This window comes from Acetobacter vaccinii (assembly GCF_008365315.1).
GTDB lineage: Bacteria > Pseudomonadota > Alphaproteobacteria > Acetobacterales > Acetobacteraceae > Acetobacter > Acetobacter vaccinii.
Genome location: NZ_CP043506.1, coordinates 1,860,942 through 1,876,921, shown reverse-complemented (window position 1 = coordinate 1,876,921; position 15,980 = coordinate 1,860,942). Strand labels below are relative to the sequence as shown.

Here is a 15,980-nt window from a genome sequence, read left to right as displayed (position 1 = left end):
ATGGCCGGATATTCCCGCACCGATGATTCCTCCTTCGGCCGCTGGTGGCGCAATATCGACCGCACCACGCTGATCTGCGCGTTTATCCTGATCGGGTTTGGCTATATCCTCATGCTGGCCGCAAGCCCTGCCGTGGCTGTGCGTATTGGCGCGTCACGCAACATGTTTATTCTTAAACAGGTTGTGTTTCTGGCGCTGGCCGGGGTGATCGTCATTTCCATTTCCATGCTGTCCCGCAGGTCTGTGCTCCGGCTGTCCTTGCTGGGTGGGGCACTCATGCTCGGGGCTACCGGACTAACACTGGTGCATGGGTTGGAAATCAAGGGGGCCAGACGGTGGATTGCCCTGCCGATGATGTCGCTCCAGCCGTCCGAATTCCTCAAGCCCTGTTTTGCGGTCGCCACCGGCTGGCTGCTGACACAGCGGCACACCCTGCGCCACTTCCCCGGTATGCTGATCGCGTTTGCGCTGTACGGCGTTATCGTGCTGCTGCTGAAGTCCCAGCCTGACATCGGGATGCTGACCGTCATTACCTCGGTCTTTCTGGCCCAGCTTTTTGTTGACGGGCTCAACCTTGCTCTTGTGGGCGTTGGCTGTGGGGCCATGGCGGGCGCTGGGGTGGGGGCTTTTTTCATCTTCCCGCACGTGCGCTCACGCGTGGAGCGGTTTTTGCACCCCAACGTAGGCGACCACTACCAGATTGACACCGCCCTGCGCGCCTTTGGCAATGGTGGACTGATGGGCCGTGGCCCTGGGGAGGGCCGCGTCAAGGACCTGCTGCCCGACGCCCATGCCGACTTTGTCTTTGCCGTGGCGGGGGAGGAATACGGGCTGGTTGTGTGCATGCTCATCATCTGCGTTTTTGCAACCATTGTTATTCGCACCCTGCTGCGCCTGATCCGTGAGGATGATCCGTTTGTCATCATCTCCACCGCAGGGCTGGTCACGGGTTTTGGGTTGCAGGCCTTTGTTAACATGGCCTCCTCCCTCCACCTTATCCCGACCAAGGGCATGACCTTGCCGTTCATTTCCTATGGGGGGTCATCGGCCATGTCCATCGCGCTGGCCATTGGCATGATTCTGGCCCTGACACGGCAGCAGCCGGGGGAAAACCCTGCTGGCAGCAGGTTTGTAGCCACACTCAGACACTGGCGGTCCGCATGAAGCCAAGCACCATTGTTATTGCCGCAGGCGGCACGGGCGGGCATTTTTTCCCTGCCGAAGCTCTGGCCGACGCTCTGGCCAGCCGGGGCCACACGCTGGTGCTGATGACCGACGCCCGTGCGGGCAGGCGGGACACCGGCGTGTTTTCCACCGGCAGGCAATATGTGCTGGCTGGGGCGGGCGTAGCCGGGCGTGGCCCCCTGCGTGCGGCCCGCGCGGGCCTGACCCTGCTCCGCAGCGCGTGGGAGGCCCGGCGTATCCTGTCCGCGTTGCAGCCTGATGCGGTTGTGGGCTTTGGGGGCTATCCCTCCGTGCCACCGTTGCTGGGCGCACGGCTGCTGGGGCGCAAGCACCCGGCCCTGATCATCCATGAAGGCAATGCCGTGCTGGGCAAGGCCAATGCCCTGCTGTCGCGCTTTGCCGATGTTATTGCGACATCCTTTCCCTCCGTTGCGCGCCTGCCCATTGGCTCCAGAACCGAACTGACAGGCATGCCCGTGCGCCCCGCCATAGCCGCTCTGGCAGGCAAGCCCTGGGCGCCGCCCCAAAACCGCATCAACCTGCTGGTCTGGGGGGGGTCATTGGGGGCACGTGTGTTCTCGCAGGTGGTCCCTGATGCCCTTGCCCGCCTGCCCGATGCGTTGCGCACGCAAGTCCATGTGACCCAGCAGGCCCGTAAGGAAGACCTGGAGACCGTGCGGGCCGCTTATGCCAGCATGGGCATTACGGCACGGGTGGAGCCTTTCCTGAACGATGTGCCTGACCTGCTGGCCAATGCCCATCTGGTCATCGGGCGGGCGGGTGGCTCCTCCATTGCAGAAATCACCACCGCCGGGCGTCCGTCCATCCTTGTGCCGCTGCCTCTGGCGGCCAGTGATGAGCAGACAGAAAACGCCCGTGCCATCACCCAGGCCGGGGCGGGCTGGATGGTGCGCCAGCCGGATTTCACACCCGTCGCCCTGGCTTCGCGCCTGACGGACCTTTTCACCACTCCTCAAGACCTCGCCCAGGCGGCCATGGCAGCGGCAGCACTTGCCCGCCCGGACGCCGCACAGCGCCTGGCCAATACAGTAGAAGAATGCCTCCAGCTTTCCCCCTCGCACGCCCCTTCGCCCTCGAACGGCATGGAGACACGCCCATGAGAGCCCTGCCCCTGTCCATCGGAACCATCCATTTTGTCGGCATTGGCGGCATTGGCATGTCCGGCATTGCCGAGGTGCTGTGCCTGCTGGGGTATTCCGTCCAGGGGTCGGACATTGCTGAAAACGCCAATGTGCGCCGCCTGCGCGCTGCGGGTATTCCCGTTGCCATCGGGCATGACGCGGCAAATCTGGGCAACGCACAGGTTGTGGTGATTTCCACCGCAGTCAGCCGCGACAACCCCGAGGTGCTGGCCGCCCGCGCCCGGCTGGTGCCCGTTGTCCGCCGGGCCGAAATGCTGGCCGAACTCATGCGCCTGCGCTGGGCCATTGCCGTAGGCGGCACCCACGGCAAAACCACGACCACAAGCCTTGTGGCCGCCGTGCTGGAAGCCGCACGGCTGGACCCCACCGTGATCAATGGCGGCATTATCGAGGCCTATGGCACCAACACCCGCATGGGCAAGGGCGACTGGATGGTGGTGGAAGCTGATGAAAGCGACGGCTCCTTCCTGCGCCTGCCCTCGGTGATCTCGGTTGTCACCAACATGGACCCCGAGCACCTTGACCACTGGGGCACGGCTGAGGCGATGGAAGCCGGATACGACCAGTTTGTGTCCAACGTGCCGTTCTATGGTTTTGCCGTGCTGTGCATCGACCACCCCGGTGTGCAGCAGATGATCCCGCGCCTGTCGGACCACCGCATTGTCACCTACGGGTTTTCCCCCCAGGCCGATGTACGGGCCGAAAAGGTGATTACCGACAAGCTTGGCGCCACGTTTGAGGTCACACTGACGGACCGTGTGACACGCCGCACCCGCAAGGCTGGCCCCTTCCGCCTGCCCATGCTGGGGGCGCACAACGTGCAGAATGCTCTGGCCGCCATTGCTGTTGCCACGGAAATGGACATCAGCGCCGATGTCATCCGCTCCGGTCTGGCCAGTTTCCGCGGTGTCAAACGGCGCTTTACCCGCACGGGGGAAGCGGGCGGCATTACCGTTATTGACGATTACGGCCACCACCCGGTCGAGATTGCCGCCGTGCTGAAAGCCGCCCGACAGGCAGGGGCCAGCCGTGTAATCGCGGTGATGCAGCCGCATCGCTACTCCCGCCTGAAAACCCTGTTTTCCGACTTCTGCACCTGCATGAACGACGCCGATACCGTGATTGTCAGCGATGTTTACGCTGCTGGGGAAGAACCCCTGCCCGACATCAACCGCGACAGGCTGATAGAAGGCCTGCGCGAACGTGGACACCGCTCGGTCGTGCCGCTTTCCAGCCCGGAACATCTGGCCGAGATGATCAACGCCATTGCCCGGCCGGGGGATTACGTGGTGTGTCTGGGCGCTGGCACCATTACCAACTGGGCGCAGACCCTGCCCGCAGAACTGGCCGCCCTCCAGGACAAAGGCCGGGGCACCGGCGCGGCATGAGCAACACACCCACCTTGCAGGACATGGTCACAAAGGCCCTGTCCACCACACGCGGCCGCCTGACCCCGCAGGCACCGCTGGGCGCACGCACCTGGTTCCGGGTTGGTGGGGCTGCCGAGTGGCTGTACCAACCAGCCGATACGGAAGACCTGGCCACGGCCCTGCAAAACCTGTCGCCCGAACTGCCTGTCACTGTGCTGGGTGCCTGCTCCAACGTCATCATCCGCGATGGTGGGCTGGAAGGGCTGGTTATCCGGCTGGCCCGTGGTTTTTCAGGCATTACGGTTGAGGCAGACGGTCTTGTAGCCGGGGGCGCATGCCTGGATGCGACCGTGGCTGAACAGGCTGCCGAGGCCGGGTTGGCCGGGCTGGAATTTCTGGCGGGCATTCCTGGCTCCATTGGCGGTGCCGTGCGGATGAACGCCGGGGCTTACGGGTCTGATATTGCCACCGTGCTGGACTGGGCGGAAATTGTCACGCGCGATGGCAGCGTGCTGACACTGGATAACGCAGCCCTGCGCTTTGGCTACCGCCGCTCCGGCCTGCCCGAAGGGGCAGTCGTTACCCGCGCACGCCTGCGTGGCACCCCTGCCGCCCCGGCCGATATTGCCGGGCGCATTGCCCAGGTACGTGCCGCGCGGGAACTGTCCCAACCCGTACGGGCAAGAACCGGAGGGTCCACTTTCCGCAATCCCGAACCCGAAGTCAGCGCCCTGAAAGCGTGGGAACTGATAGACGCCGCAGGCTGTCGTGGCCTGCAACTGGGCGGGGCACAGGTAAGCGAGAAGCACTGCAACTTTCTCATCAACCTGGGCACGGCCACTGCCGCAGAGCTTGAAGCTTTGGGTGAGGATGTCCGCACCAGAGTAGCCCAGCATTGTGGTGTGCACCTGCATTGGGAAATCAAACGACTCGGCAGAACGGAGGCCTTGCCCCAATGACCACGACAAAACGCGTCACCGTGCTCATGGGCGGGATTTCTTCCGAGCGGGCTGTCAGCCTGTCTTCCGGCGCGGGGGTGGCCGCAGCCCTGACAAGCCTTGGCTATCAGGTGCAGACACTCGATGCCGGAGCTGATCTGGCGGACCTGGTCAGCCAGTTGACCCAGCAAAAACCCGATGTCGTTTTTAACGCCCTGCATGGCCGCTTTGGTGAAGATGGCTGTATTCAGGGTGTACTGGACTGGCTCGGCATCCCCTACACTCATTCTGGCGTGCGGGCCTCAGCCACGGCCATGAACAAGGAGGCCGCTCGCGCTGCCTTTCTGGCCGCAGGACTGCCCGTGGCCGAAGGGCGGATGGTGGATATTGCCACCCTTGCCGCCGCCGACCCTCTGCCTGCCCCCTATGTGGTCAAACCTGTGAGCGAGGGCTCCTCGGTCGGGGTTTCCATTGTTCACCCCGGCTCCAACACGCGCGCGCAAATTGCGCAGGACTGGCGTTTCGGCCCCTACGCGCTGGTGGAAGCCTTTATCCCCGGTCGGGAAATTACAGTCGGGGTCATGGGGGAACGGGCGCTGACCGTCACCGACATTACACCCTGTGGTGATGGCACCGGCTTTTATGACTATGCCGCCAAATACACAGCCGGTGGCTCCCGCCATGTGCTGCCTGCCCAGATCGACCCGGAAACAGCCCGTCAGGCCATGGAAGTCGCCGTTGCCGCCCACCACGTGCTGGGGTGTGCCGGAGCCAGCCGATCGGACTTCCGCCTTGATGACACCCAGCCCGGCAAGCCGCGCCTTGTGCTGCTGGAGGTCAACACCCAGCCGGGCATGACGGAAACATCGCTCCTGCCAGAACAGGCAGCCTACTGCGGGATCAGCTACCCCGAACTGTGTGGCTGGCTTGTTGCACAGGCTACCTGCCGGGCATGAACCAACGCCCCTCCTCTCCCAAGGACCGTCCATCCCGCAGCGGGTTGTTCATACGCCGCCAGAAGCGGCTGTTGCGGCCCTTGCTGGGGCTTGCCATGATGGCTGCCCTTGGGGGCGGAGCCTGGTTTGCCGTGCAGGTGCCCGCAGTGCAGGACCGAATCCTGCCCCTGCGTGACAGGCTGCTCGGCACAGCCGCCCTGCGGATTACCAATATCCGTATAGAAGGGGCACAACTGACGGACGAGGCCGCCATCCGTCAGGCGCTGGGTGTGCGTGTGGGCGACCCGGTGCTGAGCTTTAATGTGCTGCGTGCCCGCGCCAAGCTGAACACCCTGCCGTTTATTGACCATGTTGCGGTCTCCCGACATCTGTCAGGTGAGATCGAGGTGCAGATTGTCGAACGTCCCCCCTATGCCGTGTGGCAGCATCAGGGACAGTTCATGCTCATTGACCGGCAGGGCCAGCGCGTGCCGGACCAAGGCTCCAGCAGCAAGGACGCCACAGCCTTTACCCGCCTGCCCCTTGTTGTGGGTGATGGCGCGAATGAGGCCGCCGCTACCCTGATTGACCTGCTGGCGCAGGAACCAGAGGTGAAGTCACGCGTTACTGCGGCGGTCCGGGTCAGCAATCGCCGCTGGAACCTGACCCTGCGCGACGGCGCAACCGTGCTTTTACCCGAGGGCGAGGAAGAACCTGCCATTCACCGACTGGCCAAGCTGGACGCCACGACCCGCCTGCTGGACAGACCCGTCCTGCTGATAGACATGCGTCTGCCCGACAGGCTGACCATTCGCGAGCGCCCCACCCCTGCCCCCACCCCGGCTGACACTGCCCCCCCGACAGGGGGCACTACGCCTGCCGCACACCCGCAACCCGCAGCCCCCGACACCACGCGGCACCCCCAGACGGAAAACGCACAGCATGACTGAGACAGTGTGGACATCCCCTTCCATGGCGGGCGGGCTTGGCGGGCGCGGGCGCAAAAAGCGCGCGGGGTCCACCGCATCACACCTGCGCATGAGTGGTGGTGACACATCCCTGCCCCTCCCCCCCAGCGAGAAGAACAAGCGCCCCCACGTCTGGCGGCATGGCTACTGCGCGGTCCTTGATATTGGCTCGACCAAGATCAGCTGCCTGATCGGCAAGGGCGAACCTAACGGCACACTACGGGTCACAGGCTATGGCTGGCGGCGCTCCGCAGGGGTGCGTAACGGCGCAATCACCGACCTGCGCGATGCCGAAGCCGCCATCCGTGCCACGGTCGCGCAAGCCGAAACCATGGCCGAGCGGCCGATAGACCGGGTTGTGGTCAACCTGTCCTGTGGGCACCCCGCCAGCCGCCTGTTCAATGTCCGCTGGCCCATTGGCGGGCGCGTCGTGACCGATGCCGACCTGCGCCGCGTGGTCACCGAAGGGCGTATCCAGGCCACAGTGCAGGACCGCGAGGTCATTCATACACTCCCCATCGACTTTACCGTTGATGATACGGAAGGCGTGTCGGACCCCAGGGGCCATCTGTGCGAGACTCTGAAGGCCCGGCTGCACATTATCGACGCCGCCACCACGGCCCTGATCAACCTTGAAACCGTGCTGGCCCGTACCGAACTGAAAATAGAAGCCCTTGTGGCCTCCCCCCTTGCCTCCGGCCTGTCGGTGCTGGATGCGGACGAGCGCGACCTGGGCACAACGGTGGTGGACATGGGCGGCGGCACAACCTCCCTTGCCGTGTTCGGGGAAGGACAGATCCTGCATACAGCCCAGATTGCGGTGGGCGGGCTGCATGTCACGCGCGATATTGCACGCGGGCTTAGCACCTCCCTGGACAATGCCGAGCGCCTCAAAACCGTTTATGGCAGCGCTGATCTGGCCTCCGATGTGGAGGATGAAGTCCTGACTGTTGAACTGCTGGGCAATGATGTCCCGCATTTTGAACAGATATCCCGCGCGCAGCTTGGCCGCATCATCCGCCCCCGGATGGAAGAAACACTGGAACTGGTGCGTGAGCGGCTTGATGGCGCCGGGCTTGGCATGGCTGCCAGCGGGCGAATTGTGCTGACTGGCGGCGGTTCCCTGCTGGATGGCATCCGCCCCCTGGCCGAGCGTATTCTTGGCACACCTGTCAGCATTGGCCGCCACTCCGGCCCCGGCTTTACCCGTTCTGTCAGGCTGGGGCGGCCAAAAAACATTATCGGCCTGCCAGAAAACACTGCTGCGGCAGCAGGTTTTGCCACAGCCGCAGGGCTACTGTTCTGGGCAGCCAGTGCTGAACGCCCATTTGGTGATGTGGAATTCCGCGAAGCACCACCTGCAGGTTTTTTACAGAAACTTGTTTCTTTTATTCGCCAGAGGGTTTGATCTGCCTGCAGAATCGCTGATAAACTCTGCACAAATTATCCAACTGCGCTCCTTACAAACAATCCGTCATCTTTCGGGAGATGCTCCATGACGCTCAACCTTACCGTTCCTCCCCAGATGCATTCGGATTTTTCGCCGAAGATAACAGTAATCGGCGTTGGCGGTGGTGGCACGAACGCGGTTGACAACATGATTGCCTCCAATCTGGAAGGTGTTGATTTTGTTGTTGCCAACACCGATGCCCAGAGTCTGGCCCGCAGCCTGGCCGAAAGCCGCATCCAGCTTGGCCCGCACCTGACCCACGGGCTGGGTGCCGGGGCCAAGCCGGAAGTTGGCCGTGCCGCGGCAGAGGAAGCAGCGGATGAAATTGCCCGCTATCTGGACGGCGCGCACATGGTGTTCATCACCACCGGTATGGGCGGTGGCACCGGCACGGGTGCGGCCCCTGTCATTGCGCGCATGGCGCGGGAACGTAACATCCTGACCATCGGGGTTGTCAGCAAGCCTTTCGCCTACGAAGGCAAGCGCCGCGCCCGTGTTGCCGATGACGGCATCAAAGACCTGCAGCAGTATGTTGATACGCTGATTGTCATCCCCAACCAGAACCTCTTCCGCATTGCCAACGAACGCACCACCCTGCGCGAAGCCTATAAACTGGCTGACGAAGTGCTGAACATGGGTGTGCGCGGCGTGACGGACCTGATGATGGAACGCGGTTACGTCAACCTCGACTTTGCCGACATCCGCAGCGTCATGGCGGAAATGGGCAAGGCCATGATGGGCACCGGTCAGGCCGAAGGTGAAAACCGCGCCGTCGAAGCCGCCGAAGCCGCCATTTCCAACCCCCTGCTGGAAGACACCTGCATGTCCAGCGCCAAGGGCCTGCTGGTCAATGTGACCGGTGGTGAGGACATGACCTTCTTCGAAGCGGAAGAAGCCTTCAACCGTGTCTGCCGCGAAGTGCCGGAAGATGCGAACATGATCTTCGGCACCGTCATTGATGAAAAAATGAGCGGTCGCCTGCGCGTCTCTGTGGTTGCAACGGGCATTGATATTCCCGCAGGCAGCGATGGCGGGCACCTGACACCGGTTGAAAACGAAGCCCCGACAGAAGTGCCGGTTCAGGCAACCGGTACCGGGCCTGCTGTCAGCCAGCCTGCCCATACTCCGTCCGCAACCACAGCGGCACCGGCCCCCAAACCTGTGGAGCCAACGGCTGCCCCGCTGCCCCGCCAGCCGGTACAGGCAGCTCCTACAACTGGCACGACAGCCCCCCCGGCCCACACCATTCCGGGTCAAGTTGCCGCAGCCCCCGCAGCGGTGGCACCCGCCGCCCCTGCGGCATCAAAGCATGCCAACCTGTTTACGGAACCACCCCGTCCTGCCCCCTACCCGCCGCAGGACACGGCATCACGCAGCCTGTTTGGCCGCGTAACCGGTGCATTCCGCCGTGCACCCGATGGCACCCGTCAGGAGCCCACACCGCAGGCCCAGCCGACCATCAGCCAGGCGGAACAGGGCAATGGCCTGCGCTCGGGCGATGGGGAAAACGGGCTTGAAATCCCGACCTTCCTGCGCCGCTAACGCCTAGTATTCCCGCAAGCCGCACATTCCACCCGGATGTGCGGCTTTTTTTGTGTAATGGACCGCAATAATCAGTGACTCGCATCAATCCCGCGCAGCACCTAAACGTTATGCAATCAACGATGCCCTACATGACTGATCGGATGCCCGCACCATGGACAGCCTGCCGATAGACACAGCGCCGCACACCAGCGTGGCAGAACACCACACTTTCCGCCCGCGACGCCAGACACAGCAGTCATTGCCAATGCAGCATACTCTCCGCCATGCCATTTCCGCAGTCGGGATAGGCCTGCATACAGGCCAGTCCATTCGGATCAGCCTCCAGCCCGCCCCGGTGGGCCACGGTGTTGTTTTCCAGCGTACCGATCTGCCACAGGCCGCCCCCCTGCCTGCCCGCTACGACAGCGTTATTGATACCCGCCTGAGCACCGTACTGGGGCAGCAGGCCCACCCAGAAAACCGCATTGCCACAGTCGAGCACCTTATGGCCGCCCTGAACGGCTGTGGGATCGACAATGTTCTGGTGCTGGTGGACGGGCCTGAGGTGCCGGTTTTTGACGGGTCCTCCACCGACTTTGTCTTTCTGCTCGACTGTGCAGGACGCACGCAGCAGACTCTGCCCCGCAAGATGTTTGAAGTGCTTGAGCCTGTGCGGGTCGAGCATGGCAACGCTTTTGTGGAACTGCTGCCCAGCACCAGCCCCGGCCTGTCACTCTCCCTCAGCATTGAGTTTTCAGCCCGTGCCATTGGGCGGCAGGCCTATACGCTGGACCTGACCCCGACATCCTTCCGCACCGAGTTGGCTGCCAGCCGCACCTTTACCCTGCGTGAGGAAATAGACGCCCTGCACCAGGCTGGTCTGGCGCGCGGCGGGTCGCTCGACAATGCCGTGGTGGTGGATGGTGAGCACGTTCTCAACCCCAGCGGATTACGCAGCCCGGATGAGTTTATCCGCCACAAAATGCTTGATGCCGTGGGCGATCTTTACCTTGCCGGTGGGGTATTGCAGGCCCGTCTGCGGGGCCATCGCTCGGGCCATGGCCTGAACAACCAGCTTTTGCGGAAACTTTTTGCCCGTCACAGCGCATGGCGAGAGGTGGGAAGCGTAGCAGCGAGTGCTGCTGCCGCCTGACCGCTTTAATTCATGACAAGGCATGGCAAACTGTTTTTCCTGACTTTTCTTGGTCGTCTGGCATGCTATAAGGTCTCGTCTCTATCCGAAGGGCCGGTATGTCTGATCTCCCTGTGAAACCCCTGTCAGCCCGCCACGTTCTGCCGCGCCTGCTCGCCACTGCATTGTTGAGTGGGCTTGGTGGCTGCGGGCTTTTCAGTGACAGCAAGCCGCCCGCCACACCACGGATTGCCCCGCCCGAGACACTGTACAACGACGGCATCGATGCCTTGCAGACGCATCGCTTCCCACTGGCTGCCAGCCAGTTTGAGAGCCTGCAGCAGAACTATCCATATTCTGGCTACATTGCCAACGCCCAGCTTATGGAAGGCTATGCCTACTACCTGCAGGGCCGCTACCCCGATGCCGTGCAGCAGATCAACCGCTTTATCAGCCTGCATCCGACCAGCCCGGACGCCGCCTACGCCTATTACCTGCGCGCCCTGTGCTTTTATGAGCAGATTGCCGATGTGCAGCGTGACCAGCAGGGCACCATCGAGTCCATGGATGCGCTGGAGGAAGTAATCACCCGCTTCCCGCAGACCAAATATGCCCGCGATGCCCAGTTGAAGATTGACCTCTGCCGCGACCATCTGGCGGGCAAGGAAATGCTTGTGGGCCGGTACTATCAGCGCGAAGGCAATTACGAAGCGGCCGTCAACCGCTACCAGCGCGTGATCCAGGACTTCCAGACCACCAACCATGTGCCTGAAGCGCTGGAACGTATGGTCGAAGTTTATCTGGACCTTGGTCTGGTGGATCAGGCCCGCAAAGCCGCCACAGTGCTGGGCTACAACTATCCCGGTAGCCAGTGGTACCACTATGCCTATAACAAGCTGAAGAGCCATAAACTGCTGGACGGCAAACTACCTCTGCCCGGCAAGCTGGTCACAGCGGCGGAAACGCAGGCTGATCTGGCCGGTGCCAAAAAAGGTACAGCCCCGGCACCCAGTGCTCTTGCTGCTGCGCCTGCCCGGGCACCTCAGCCCATGGCTATCAAAAAAGCACCAGTCTCGCCCGTTAAGGCAGAACCTGTTGCAGCCCCTCAAGGCGCCACGGATAGCAGCCAGAAAAAATAACAGCGGCCCGGTTTTTTTCTTGAAGTAAGAACACAACAGGAACATATAGGTCAAGCTACCCTCCGGGGTCGCCAGGCTTGTGTCCGCCCACAGGCGTAGGCAATACGCCGTTCAGCCACAGTTCTGGGCACTGGCTTGGTCTCCGACCCCTCATGCACGAGCCAAACAGCCGGAATGTCGTGATGCTGACACATCTTTCCATCAGAGACGTAGTTCTGATCGAAGCCCTGGAACTGCCCCTACACCCTGGGTTTACCGCCCTGACGGGGGAAACCGGGGCAGGCAAATCCATTCTGCTGGACAGTCTGGGCCTTGCCATGGGCGAACGGGCCAATGCAGGGCTTGTGCGCGCAGGCGCGCAGGAAGCCCGTGTCAGCGCCTGTTTTGACACCACTGACGAACACCCGGCTTTTACCATTCTGGCCGAACAGGGGCTGGACGTCGCCCGGGGGGAAGACATCGTCCTACGCCGCGTGATCTCGCGCGAGGGACGGTCCCGCGCCTGGGTCAACGATCAACCAGTCGGGTTAACCCTGCTCCGCCGCATTGCTGGCACCCTGATTGAAATTCAGGGCCAGCACGAACAGATGGGTCTGGCCGACGCCACTACCCACCGTGGCCTGCTGGATGCCTATGGCGTGCCCCAAGCCCTGCAAGATGATGTTGCCGAAGCATTTACCCACTGGCAGGCGCTTAAAACAGAACTGGAAGAAGCCCGCCGCGCGCTGGAAGAAGCCGCGCGGGAAGAAGAATGGCTGCGCCATACGGTCGATGAACTCTCCACCCTGGCCCCGCAACCGGGTGAGGAAAGCGAACTGGCCCGCCAGCGCCACGCCCTGCAACAAGCCGAACGCCGTGGGGAGGCCGTAGCCGCAGCCCTGAGCGAACTGACCCCTCGCGACCGACGCTCATCTGGCCCCGCAGCCGCCCTGCGGGCCGCAAGCCGCGCCTTGCAGCGCCTCCTGCCCGCCCCCGGCAGTCAGGACGATACCCCACCATCCGACACGCAGGAAACCCGTGCGACAGAAGCCCTCGCGGCGCTAGAAAACGCAGAAAATGCTCTGGCCGAAGCCGAAGGCCTGCTGGAACGCCTGCAAGCAGAAACCGACACAAACCCCCGCATGCTGGAGGATACGGAAGAACGGCTGTTTGCCCTGCGCACAGCCGCCCGCAAGCACCATGTCAGCGTGGATGACCTGGCAACACTGCTCCAAGGCTTACAGGCCCGCCTGAGCGCGCTGGAAAACGGCACCACCCAACTAGCCGCGCTGGAACAAAGTGTCAGCACCGCCCGCAGCGCCTTTGTCAGCATTGCCGAAAAACTGGGCACCACACGCCAGACCGTGGCCCGACGTATGGAGCAATCCGTCACGGCTGAACTCAAGCCGGTCAAGCTTGAGAAAGCCCGCTTCCTTGTTGAAATTCAGCCCCTCCTGCCCGAACAATGGAACAGGCAGGGCATGGAGCAGATTACATTCCTGATTGCCGCCAACCCCGGCCAGCCCCCTGGCCCGCTGGCCAAAGTGGCCTCTGGCGGGGAACTGTCACGCCTGATGCTGGCCATAAAGCTTGTGGTGGCCGGTCAGTCCGGTATCGGCACATTGATCTTTGATGAAATTGACGCAGGCGTTGGTGGTGCCACCGCCGCAGCCATTGGCGAGCGCCTGCACCGCCTTGCCAGCACGGTGCAGGTCCTGGCCGTAACCCACAGCCCGCAGGTTGCTGCCAGTGCGGATGCCCATTTACGTATTGGCAAAATCACGCGTAACGGCCAGACACACACGCACGCCACACCGCTAAGCACCCCCGAGCGCAAGGAAGAAATTGCCCGGATGCTGGCGGGCGACACAATAACAGACGCGGCCCGTGCCGCAGCCGCCAGCCTGCTGGAACCGCATACATGACATCGACCACCACACACCTGCCAGCACCTGCCGACCTGGACACCGCACAGGCCCGTGCCGAACTGGAACGCCTTGCCACCCTGCTGGCCCACCACAACACCGCCTATTATCACAACGATGCGCCAGAAATCAGCGATGCTGAATACGATGCCCTGCGCCAGCGTTATGATGCCATTGTGGGCCTGCACCCTACGGCAAAACCTGCCAACAGTGCGGCAGATGCCATTGGTGCTGCACCCGACAGCACTTTTGGCAAGCACCTGCACCTTGTGCCCATGCTGTCGTTGGACAACGTGTTCAACCGCGAGGATTTTGAGGCCTTCATGACCAGGGCCGCCCGCTTCCTTGGCCTGCCCACGGATACTGACGCCCCCCTCTGCCTGACAGCCGAACCCAAGATCGACGGGCTTTCCATCAGCCTGACCTATGAAAATGGCGTCTTTGTGCGCGGCACGACACGCGGCGATGGCACGGAAGGGGAAGATGTCAGCGCAAACCTGCGGACCCTGCGGGATATTCCCACCCAGTTGACTGCCCCCTATCCCGCCCTGATCGAAATTCGGGGGGAGGTCTTTTTATCCAAAGCGGATTTTCTGGCACTGAACACTGCACAGGAAGCCGCAGGCAAGCGCCTGTTTGCCAACCCTCGCAATGCAGCCGCAGGCTCCCTGCGCCAGCTTGACGCCACCATTACCGCCCAACGCCCGCTGTCGCTGTTTGCCTATGCACTGGGCTTCTGCTCCGAAAAAATGGGCGACAGCCATTGGGACTACCTGCAACGCCTCCGGGCATGGGGCTTTCCCGTCAATCCACTGTCCCAGCGCATGACAGGGGCAGAAGAGGCAGAAGACTTCTTTGCCACAGTGGCCAACCAGCGGGCCGCCCTGCCGTATGATATTGATGGCGTTGTTTACAAGATCGATGATCTGGCCCTGCAGGAACGTCTGGGCTTTGCTGGCCGTGCGCCCCGCTGGGCCACGGCATGGAAATTCCCGGCCGAACAGGCCACAACCACCCTGCGTGACATTGAAATTCAGGTCGGGCGCACAGGCGCGCTCACCCCTGTTGCCCATCTGGACCCCGTCAATGTCGGGGGGGTCCTTGTCACACGGGCAACCCTGCATAACGAGGACGAAATAACCCGCAAGGATATCCGGCCGGGCGACAGTGTCTTTATCCAGCGGGCGGGGGATGTCATTCCCCAGGTGCTGGGGGCCACACCAGCCACGCTGGAACGCCCCGACCGGGCAGCCCCCTTTGAGTTCCCCACCCATTGCCCTGCCTGTGGTGCCGTCGCCATTCGGCCAGAAGGTGAAGCCGTGCGCCGCTGCACCGGCGGGCTGACCTGCCCGGCCCAGGCCGTGGAACGCCTGCTGCATTTTGTCTCACGCCTGGCGTTTGACATCGAAGGGCTGGGTGAGCGCAGTATCCATGAATTCCATGACGCGGGGCTGATCCGCACGCCTGCCGATATTTTTGCCCTGCACACCCACGCCGCCGAACTGGAAAAACGCGACGGCTGGGGGGAACTGTCTGTCAGCAATCTTCTGGCTGCCATCGACAGCAAACGCACAATCTCCCTTGCACGCTTTATCTATGCCCTGGGCATCCGCAGGGTGGGGTCCAGCAATGCCCGGCTTCTGGCCCGGCACTATGGCTCGTACGAAACATGGCTGGAGCAGATGCGCGCAGCTAGCATCATAGGGTCGGACGCCCGGCTGGAACTGGGCTCCATTACCGGCATCGGCAGCGCCATTGCAGAAGACCTCGTAGCCTTTGTGGCGGAACCCCATAACCGCGAGGTTCTGTCCGCGCTGCGGGCCTGCCTGACCATAACGGACGAAACCCCCGCCGCCGAAGGGCCTATGGCAGGCAAGACCGTCGTATTCACCGGCACGCTGCTGACCATGACCCGCCCCGAAGCCAAAGCAACGGCGGAGCGCATGGGGGCCAAGGTGTCTGATTCCGTGTCCAAAAAGACCGACCTTGTCGTGCTGGGTGAAAAAGCAGGGTCCAAGGCAAAAAAAGCTCTGGAACTGGGGGTGCAGACCATGGACGAAGCCCAATGGAACGCCTTTTGCTCTGGCACGCCCATACTGGCCGACAGCCAGTCCTGAATGGCCCAAAAACGGCAGAGATCGCTCGACTAGCGCGCCAACATCATGCTAAGGGCGTCAGCGAAGGGGTTGATCTCGTCGTCCAAAACCAAAAAAAACACGTGTGCAGTCCGGCCTATCGTCCCGGTTGAGCAACCTTGCCTCCCCCCTTCAAT

General features: G+C 62.6%; 12 protein-coding genes. All 12 read left to right on the top strand.

The features are described 5' to 3' along the window. The 12 genes from FLP30_RS08410 to ligA all read left to right on the top strand — a co-directional run bounded on the left by FLP30_RS08410 (window position 1) and on the right by ligA (window position 15,825). A complete protein-coding gene (locus FLP30_RS08410; protein ID WP_149279420.1) occupies window positions 1-1,164 on the top strand; it encodes an FtsW/RodA/SpoVE family cell cycle protein in 1,164 nt (387 codons plus the stop codon). Continuing rightward, entirely contained in the window at window positions 1,161-2,306 is a 1,146-nt protein-coding gene (gene murG, locus FLP30_RS08405; protein WP_149279419.1) for an undecaprenyldiphospho-muramoylpentapeptide beta-N-acetylglucosaminyltransferase, read from the top strand. The genes FLP30_RS08410 and murG overlap by 4 nt, the downstream gene beginning before the upstream one ends. Next, on the top strand, window positions 2,303-3,736 hold the full coding sequence (gene murC, locus FLP30_RS08400; protein WP_149279418.1) for a UDP-N-acetylmuramate--L-alanine ligase: 1,434 nt from the start codon (window positions 2,303-2,305) through the stop codon (window positions 3,734-3,736). The genes murG and murC overlap by 4 nt, the downstream gene beginning before the upstream one ends. Further along, window positions 3,733-4,677: a UDP-N-acetylmuramate dehydrogenase gene (murB, locus tag FLP30_RS08395; protein WP_149279417.1), complete on the top strand. Its 945-nt coding sequence runs from the start codon at window positions 3,733-3,735 to the stop codon at window positions 4,675-4,677. The genes murC and murB overlap by 4 nt, the downstream gene beginning before the upstream one ends. Further along, window positions 4,674-5,612, top strand: a complete 939-nt coding sequence (locus FLP30_RS08390; protein ID WP_149279416.1) for a D-alanine--D-alanine ligase — start codon at window positions 4,674-4,676, stop codon at window positions 5,610-5,612. The genes murB and FLP30_RS08390 overlap by 4 nt, the downstream gene beginning before the upstream one ends. Next, window positions 5,609-6,541 carry a cell division protein FtsQ/DivIB gene (locus FLP30_RS08385; RefSeq protein ID WP_149279415.1) on the top strand — a complete coding sequence of 311 codons (933 nt, stop codon included), beginning with the start codon at window positions 5,609-5,611 and terminating at the stop codon, window positions 6,539-6,541. Before FLP30_RS08390 ends, FLP30_RS08385 begins: the two co-directional genes overlap by 4 nt. Then, window positions 6,534-7,967 carry a cell division protein FtsA gene (gene ftsA, locus FLP30_RS08380; RefSeq protein WP_246856474.1) on the top strand — a complete coding sequence of 478 codons (1,434 nt, stop codon included), beginning with the start codon at window positions 6,534-6,536 and terminating at the stop codon, window positions 7,965-7,967. The genes FLP30_RS08385 and ftsA overlap by 8 nt, the downstream gene beginning before the upstream one ends. Window positions 7,968-8,054: 87 nt before the next feature. Then, window positions 8,055-9,551 carry a cell division protein FtsZ gene (gene ftsZ, locus FLP30_RS08375; RefSeq protein ID WP_149279414.1) on the top strand — a complete coding sequence of 499 codons (1,497 nt, stop codon included), beginning with the start codon at window positions 8,055-8,057 and terminating at the stop codon, window positions 9,549-9,551. 154 nt (window positions 9,552-9,705) lie between these two features. Then, entirely contained in the window at window positions 9,706-10,686 is a 981-nt protein-coding gene (gene lpxC / locus FLP30_RS08370) for a UDP-3-O-acyl-N-acetylglucosamine deacetylase (protein ID WP_149279413.1), read from the top strand. Between the two features lie 98 nt (window positions 10,687-10,784). Then, the gene (locus tag FLP30_RS08365) at window positions 10,785-11,804 is read left to right on the top strand and encodes an outer membrane protein assembly factor BamD (protein ID WP_149279412.1); all 1,020 of its coding nucleotides are present in this window, start codon (window positions 10,785-10,787) and stop codon (window positions 11,802-11,804) included. 182 nt (window positions 11,805-11,986) lie between these two features. Beyond that, on the top strand, window positions 11,987-13,708 hold the full coding sequence (gene recN / locus FLP30_RS08360; protein WP_149279411.1) for a DNA repair protein RecN: 1,722 nt from the start codon (window positions 11,987-11,989) through the stop codon (window positions 13,706-13,708). Beyond that, on the top strand, window positions 13,705-15,825 hold the full coding sequence (gene ligA / locus FLP30_RS08355) for an NAD-dependent DNA ligase LigA (RefSeq protein ID WP_149279410.1): 2,121 nt from the start codon (window positions 13,705-13,707) through the stop codon (window positions 15,823-15,825). The genes recN and ligA overlap by 4 nt, the downstream gene beginning before the upstream one ends. Window positions 15,826-15,980: the final 155 nt, after the last annotated feature.

What these genes read in the sequence shown, in the direction of transcription:
- murB (WP_149279417.1), top strand. Translation starts at nt 3,733, where the DNA reads ATGAGCAACACACCCACCTTGCAGGACATGGTCACAAAGGCCCTGTCC.
- FLP30_RS08410 (WP_149279420.1), top strand. Translation starts at nt 1, where the DNA reads ATGGCCGGATATTCCCGCACCGATGATTCCTCCTTCGGCCGCTGGTGG.
- murG (WP_149279419.1), top strand. Translation starts at nt 1,161, where the DNA reads ATGAAGCCAAGCACCATTGTTATTGCCGCAGGCGGCACGGGCGGGCAT.
- murC (WP_149279418.1), top strand. Translation starts at nt 2,303, where the DNA reads ATGAGAGCCCTGCCCCTGTCCATCGGAACCATCCATTTTGTCGGCATT.
- FLP30_RS08385 (WP_149279415.1), top strand. Translation starts at nt 5,609, where the DNA reads ATGAACCAACGCCCCTCCTCTCCCAAGGACCGTCCATCCCGCAGCGGG.
- recN (WP_149279411.1), top strand. Translation starts at nt 11,987, where the DNA reads ATGCTGACACATCTTTCCATCAGAGACGTAGTTCTGATCGAAGCCCTG.
- lpxC (WP_149279413.1), top strand. Translation starts at nt 9,706, where the DNA reads ATGGACAGCCTGCCGATAGACACAGCGCCGCACACCAGCGTGGCAGAA.
- ligA (WP_149279410.1), top strand. Translation starts at nt 13,705, where the DNA reads ATGACATCGACCACCACACACCTGCCAGCACCTGCCGACCTGGACACC.
- FLP30_RS08390 (WP_149279416.1), top strand. Translation starts at nt 4,674, where the DNA reads ATGACCACGACAAAACGCGTCACCGTGCTCATGGGCGGGATTTCTTCC.
- FLP30_RS08365 (WP_149279412.1), top strand. Translation starts at nt 10,785, where the DNA reads ATGTCTGATCTCCCTGTGAAACCCCTGTCAGCCCGCCACGTTCTGCCG.
- ftsZ (WP_149279414.1), top strand. Translation starts at nt 8,055, where the DNA reads ATGACGCTCAACCTTACCGTTCCTCCCCAGATGCATTCGGATTTTTCG.
- ftsA (WP_246856474.1), top strand. Translation starts at nt 6,534, where the DNA reads ATGACTGAGACAGTGTGGACATCCCCTTCCATGGCGGGCGGGCTTGGC.